This window comes from Streptomyces sp. CO7 (genome assembly GCF_053474865.1).
In genome coordinates this window covers 20,957-26,839 of the sequence record NZ_JBRIOU010000012.1, presented here as the reverse complement: position 1 = coordinate 26,839, position 5,883 = coordinate 20,957, and the positions used below count along the sequence as shown (strand labels likewise).

The window sequence follows — 5,883 nt, the reverse complement described above, 5'->3', positions numbered from 1 at the left end:
CACCTCGCCCACGCCGCGCCCTTCGGGGGCGGGGCCGTGGTCAGGGCCCCCCAGCGGTCGCCGACGACCACCACGGCCCCGCCCCCGAAGGGCGCGGCGTGGGCGAGGTGGCGCAGCAGGTACTCGTCGGAGGCGTCCCAGGCCCGCAGCCGGTCACGCGGGTCCGGGGGGAAGCGGGAGAGGGCGAGCTCGGCCCAGGGGGTGGTGAAGCGGTCGTTCATCGTGCGTCCAGGCTAGCCGAGCCGCCACGTCCGGCCGTCCGGCAGTCCGGCCGTCCGGCAGTCCGGCCGTCCACCGTCGGGGGATCATGAAAGACTCGGCGGCATGAACGGCAACGCGGACCCCCGCCCGGAGGGGGAGGGAACGACCCGGACCCGGCTGGACCGCGGGCGCGGCGCGCTCGGCCCGGCCCTGCAGCTCGTCCACACCGGGCGGGCCCCCACCCGCGCCGTGCTGACCTCGGAACTCGGGGTGACGCGGGCCACGGCGGGGGCCGTGGCCGCCGAACTGGAGGCGCTGGGACTGATCGAGGTCGACGCCCACCCGGTCGCCGCCGCGGGGTCGCAGGGCCGGCCCTCGCACCGGCTGCTGGTCGCCGAGCACGGCCCCGTCGTCCTCGCCGCACAGGTGCACGTCGACGGCTACCGGACCGCCCTGGTCGGTCTCGGCGGCCGGATCGTCGCCACCGCGCACAGCGCCCTGAAGGTCGAGGAGGACCCCGCGCAGCTGCTCTCCGTCGCCGTCGAGGCGGGCGCGCGGCTGCTGCGCGAGACGGGACGGCGCTGCGTCGGGGCCGGACTGGCCGTGCCCTTCGCGGTCACCGAGCCCGACGGCGTCGCCCTCAACCCGCTCCTGCTGGCCTGGCCCGCCGGAGCCCCGGTACGGGACGTCTTCGCCGAGTGCCTGCGGACCGCGGGCGTCGACGGCCCCGTCTTCGTGGGCAACGACATGAACCTCACGGCGCTCGCCGAGCACCGGCACGCGGCCGGCCGGGGCGCCGACCACCTGCTGTGCGTCGCCACCGGCCACCAGGGCGTCGGCGGCGCCCTGGTGCTGGACGGGCGGCTGCACACCGGCAGTTCGGGCCTCGCCCTGGAGGTCGGTCACCTCACCGTCGACCCGGGCGGGCGGCCCTGCCACTGCGGCAGCCGCGGCTGCCTCGACGTGGAGACCGACCCGCTGGCCTTCCTCGCCGCGCTCGGGCGGGAACCAGGGCCCGAGGGGTCGCTGCTGCGGCAGGCGGAGGACCTCATCCGGGACGGCTACGCGCACGACCCGGCCGTACGCGAGGCGGCGCGGGCCCTGATCGACCGGCTCGGCATGGGACTGGCCGGACTGGTCAACATCCTCAACCCCGACCGGATCATCCTCGGCGGACTGCACCGCGCCCTGCTCGAGGCCGACCCGGAGCGGCTGCACGCCGTGGTGGCCCGGCGCAGCCTGTGGGGACAGAGCGGCGCCGTCCCGCTGCAGAGCTGCACCCTGCCCTTCAACAGTCTGGTGGGGGCCGGTGAACTGGCCTGGCAGCCGGTGTTCGACGACCCCCTGGCGGTGCTGGGAGGCTGACCGCCGGGCGGCTACGCCGGAAGGGCCGTCAGGCGCTTGCCGTGGAGACAGAAGACGCTGCTCCCGGCGGTGGTGACGAACCACTCGTCCAGCTCGCCGGAGCCGTCGTTGTAGGTCCACCGGTAGTCGCCGGTCCGGGCGTCCAGCGCGTAGACGCCGCCGCGCGGGTCCAGTTCGGTGGCGGCGTACAGCACGTCGCCCGCCAGCGCGAAGTGCCACGGGTTGGTCGCCTCCCGCTCGGACAGACCGGTGTTCTCCCACATCACGTCGCCGGTCGCAGGGTCGAGGGCGAACAGCTTCCGGTTGGTGTCCGAGACGTACAGGACACCCTCCAGCACGGTCGGGCCGACGAACTTGGTGAACTCCTCGGCCGCCAGCGCCCACCGCTGCTTGCCGCTCTCCACGTCGAAGGCCCGCAGCTTCCCGCCGTCCGCGAGCATCACCAGGCCCGCCGCCACGCCGAACCGCTGGTAGTTGTACTCGCCGACCTTGTGCGTCCACACCTGGCGGCCCGTGGCGGTGTCGCGCACGGTCAGGTTCTTGCGGTAGTCGGTGTAGACCAGGTGCCGCCCCAGCACGGCGGCGACGATGCCGTGCTCCTCGGTGCCGGCGTCGCGCCGCTCCTTCCACACCGGCCGCCCCGAGGCGGTGTCGATCGCGGCGATCACGTTCCGCCGGGTGAGCTCGCCGTCCTCGATCTCCGCGGCGATCACGTACACCTGGGTGTCGTCCACGGCGACCACCCGGGGATCTCCGTACGCGCCGCCCAGCCGGCTGCGCCAGGTCTCCTCGCCGGTCGCCGGGTCGATGCCGACGACGTCGCCGTCGTACTGCCCGCTCGCCAGGTAGAGGGTGCCGTCGCCCAGGAGCATCTGCGCCCCGGGCACGGTGAGTTCCTCGCGCGACCAGCGCTCCTTGCCGGTGGCCGCGTCGTACCCCTTGAGCGGGTCGCCGGTGGCTATCACGACGCCGTCCGCGACCACCAGCGCCTGCACCACGCCCATGGCCTCCGCGGTGGTCTGCGCCTGCCAGCGGGGCTTCGGGGCGCCGTCGCCCCCGCTCCCGCCCTTGCCCTTGTTCCCGTCCTTGTCCTTGCTTCCGTCCTTGTCCGTGCTCCCGGACGGCTTCGCGGAGCCGCCGCCCGAGGCGCCGCGGGGCGGCCGGAAGGATGCTCGTTCATGTTCCCCGTTCCATCGAGTGCGGGAGTGCCGCCGTGCGGACGATCACGGCGGATCACGGGGAACAGTAGACGCGGCGTGCCCGGCCGGCGGGCCCGGAGACCCGATCGGGACACGGCCGTCGCAAACGTGCCGGTCCTGTCACGCGCCGCCGACCCGGCGGTGGGCGGACGGCGCCTGCGCGCGCCGCCCGCCCACCGGGTCACCGCCAGGTCAGCCGGGAACGGCCGACCGGGCGGGAGCGGGGGAGGAGGTGACGACGACCTCGACCAGGGCCGGTTCGGGCTCGGGCACGGGCGCCGGTTCGGGCGGCCGGACGTCGACCAGGATCGGCTGCGAGGCCGGCTCCCCGAAGGTGTCGTCCGCGGCGGGAAGGGTGAACCAGACGACCTTGCCGCAGTCGCCGTCCGGACGCGCGCCCCAGCTCTCGCTGAGAGCGGCGATCATGGCCAGACCTCGGCCGCAGGTGGCCAGGGACTCGGCCAGGGAGTCGGCGTCGCCCACCACGGGGAGCTGGGGGTCGTGGTCGTGGACCGACACGGTGAGCCGGTCGAGCAGGAGCTCGAGCCGCACGGTGCAGGTCTTGTCCGGCCGGGCGTGCCGGTGGACGTTGGTCAGCAGTTCGGTGACACCGAGCGAGGCCCGCTCGATGAGGGAGTCCAGATGCCAGTAGCGCAATTGTGCCGAGACGATTCTGCGGACCTGTCCGATCCGCGACGGCAGGGCCTGGAGCTCCACCGCGCAGTGCCTGCTCGGGTGACTGATCACGGCTGCAACTCCCCGACGTAGAGGTCCGGAAGATGGCGACGGCCGGGAGTCGGCGTGGTCGCCGGTAAACCGAGAGTGACGTATGGACAGCGTGACCCAGCGCCCGCAACGCCGCAACTCGCGGCGTCCCGCGGGGCCGGCGGCCGCTCCCGCGGCGGACGATCGGGCCTGCTCAGTGGGGTCGGGCGGCCAGCCGGACCGATCGGGCCAGGCGTGCCGCCGGGGACTCGACGCCCTCCGGCCGCCGCTCGACGGGCGCCTCGGCGAGGTCGAACTCGGGGTCGTCGTCACGGAGCGTCAGGAAATAGCGGGAGCCGCCCAGCTCCAGCAGCACGCGGTCGCTCCGCCCGAACCGCATCCGCAGGAGCCTGGCCTTCCGCGCGGGCGCGGAGGCGAGCACGCGGCCCCCACTGCTGAGCAGCTCCACCAGCCCGCCCCGCACCCGCACCTGTCCGGCACGGGTCAGCGAGCGCAGGCCGCGCTCGATGCGCACGCCCGTCGCCCTGAACTCGTCCTGGCCCCCCGGCTGTTCCATGTCGTCGGGCCCTGTCGGAAGGAACTCCTCCGTGGCGGTGAACTCCGGCTCCGGCATGGTGACGCCCCCCTTCGCGCTTGTCCGCTGCGTCCCGATGTACCCCCTACGGGCAGTCTGCCCGGACACGCGGCCGCACGCCAGGGCCCCGCGAGGTCCCGGGCGCGGCGCGCGCGGCACGCCGGCCGGGTCCACCGCGGCGTTTGTGCGCCCCTTGTCCCCGGCGCGCTCCCAAGGCCGTGCTTGAGGACTCCAAAGATGCGTTTATGCAGGTGAGAAGCGTGTGCAAGGTGTCTATGATCGGGGCTCCCGGTGCTGCCGGGCCGTTCGAGGAGACCGCCATGCCCCGCCCCGTACCCCTGGTCGGCGCCGACGCCACGCCGGACGTCGACCGCAGTGACGTGACCTACCGCGCCTGGCTGAAGGAGGCGGTGCGCCGGGTCCAGGCCGACGCCAACCGCTCCGCCGACACCCACCTGCTGCGCTTCCCGCTGCCCGAGCGGTGGAACATCGACCTCTACCTCAAGGACGAGTCGACCCACCCCACCGGGAGCCTCAAGCACCGCCTCGCCCGCTCACTCTTCCTCTACGGCCTGTGCAACGGATGGATCCGCCCCGGCCGGCCGGTGATCGAGGCGTCCAGCGGCTCCACCGCCGTCTCGGAGGCCTACTTCGCGAAGCTCATCGGGGTGCCGTTCATCGCGGTGATGCCGCGTACCACCAGTGCCGAGAAGTGCCGGCTCATCGAGTTCCACGGCGGCCGCTGCCACTTCGTGGACGACCCGCGCCGGATGTACGAGGAGGCCGCGCGCCTCGCGGCGGACTCGGGCGGCCACTACATGGACCAGTTCACCTACGCGGAGCGCGCCACCGACTGGCGGGGCAACAACAACATCGCCGAATCGATCTTCCGCCAGCTGGAGCTCGAGCGCTTCCCGGTGCCCGCCTGGATCGTCGCCACCGCCGGCACCGGCGGCACCTCGGCGACGCTGGCCCGCTACGTGCACTACATGCAGTACGACACGCGGATCTGCGTCGCGGACCCCGAGAACTCGGTGTTCTTCGACGGCTGGACCACCGGTGATCCCGAACCGGTCTGCGAGGGCGGCTCCCGCATCGAGGGGATCGGGCGCCCCCGGATGGAACCCAGCTTCGTGCCCGGCGCGGTGGACCGGATGATGAAGGTGCCGGACGCGGCGAGCGTGGCCGCGGTGCGCGCGCTGGAGCGGGTGATCGGCCGCAAGGCGGGCGGCTCCACGGGCACGGGACTGTGGAGCGCCCTCAAGATCGTCGCGGAGATGGTGGCCGCGGGACGCTCGGGCAGCGTGGTGACGCTGCTCTGCGACCCCGGTGACCGCTACCTCGACAAGTACTACTCGGACGCCTGGCTGGCCGAGCAGGGGCTGGAGATCGGCCCGTACACGCAGGTGCTGGAGCGGGTGATCACCACGGGCGTCTGGCCGCGGTGACCGGCGGGGGCGGCCGGCGCCTCAGCCCGCGCGGGGCGCCCGGTAGGTCTCCTCCGCGGTCTCCGGCACGGCGTCGTCCTCCTCCCCGGCAACCACCAGCCGCAGCGGCAGCTCGGACAGCTCGGCCCGGGTGACGGCGGGCAGCCCGGCGTCGGTCACCAGGACGTCCACCTCGGACAGCGAGGCGAAGGAACTCAGCCCCACCGTCCCCCACTTGGTGTGGTCCGCGACCACCACGACGCGCCGGGCGGAGGCCACCAGCCGCCGGTTGGTCTCCGCCTCGGCGAGGTTCGGGGTGGACAGCCCTGCCTCCACCGAAATGCCGTGCACGCCGAGGAACAGCAGGTCGAAGTGGAGCGCGGCTATCGCC

The 5,883-nt window shown here is 73.9% G+C and carries 4 protein-coding genes and 3 pseudogenes; 2 read left to right on the top strand and 5 right to left on the bottom strand.

Going from position 1 to position 5,883, the window contains the following annotated elements; all coding sequences use genetic code 11:
• Positions 1 to 221, bottom strand: a pseudogene (locus tag ACOV8S_RS29710) (methyltransferase); the annotation flags it as partial.
• Between the two features lie 103 nt (positions 222 to 324).
• Here ACOV8S_RS29710 and ACOV8S_RS29705 point away from each other — a divergent pair.
• Entirely contained in the window at positions 325 to 1,566 is a 1,242-nt protein-coding gene (locus tag ACOV8S_RS29705) for an ROK family protein (protein ID WP_448321576.1), read from the top strand.
• Between the two features lie 11 nt (positions 1,567 to 1,577).
• Here the strand turns inward: ACOV8S_RS29705 and ACOV8S_RS29700 are convergent.
• From ACOV8S_RS29700 to ACOV8S_RS29690, 3 genes and pseudogenes are all read right to left on the bottom strand, one after another.
• Positions 1,578 to 2,594: pseudogene (locus ACOV8S_RS29700) on the bottom strand (outer membrane protein assembly factor BamB family protein); the annotation flags it as partial.
• Between the two features lie 363 nt (positions 2,595 to 2,957).
• Positions 2,958 to 3,512 (bottom strand): ATP-binding protein, encoded by a 555-nt coding sequence (locus tag ACOV8S_RS29695; RefSeq protein WP_448321575.1) that lies wholly within the window; start codon positions 3,510 to 3,512, stop codon positions 2,958 to 2,960.
• Between the two features lie 172 nt (positions 3,513 to 3,684).
• Entirely contained in the window at positions 3,685 to 4,104 is a 420-nt protein-coding gene (locus tag ACOV8S_RS29690) for a hypothetical protein (RefSeq protein WP_448321574.1), read from the bottom strand.
• 281 nt (positions 4,105 to 4,385) lie between these two features.
• Here ACOV8S_RS29690 and ACOV8S_RS29685 point away from each other — a divergent pair, with 281 nt between their 5' ends.
• Entirely contained in the window at positions 4,386 to 5,513 is a 1,128-nt protein-coding gene (locus tag ACOV8S_RS29685) for a PLP-dependent cysteine synthase family protein (protein ID WP_448321573.1), read from the top strand.
• A 21-nt stretch (positions 5,514 to 5,534) separates the two neighbouring features.
• Here the strand turns inward: ACOV8S_RS29685 and ACOV8S_RS29680 are convergent.
• Positions 5,535 to 5,883 (bottom strand): annotated as a pseudogene (locus ACOV8S_RS29680) (DeoR family transcriptional regulator); the annotation flags it as partial.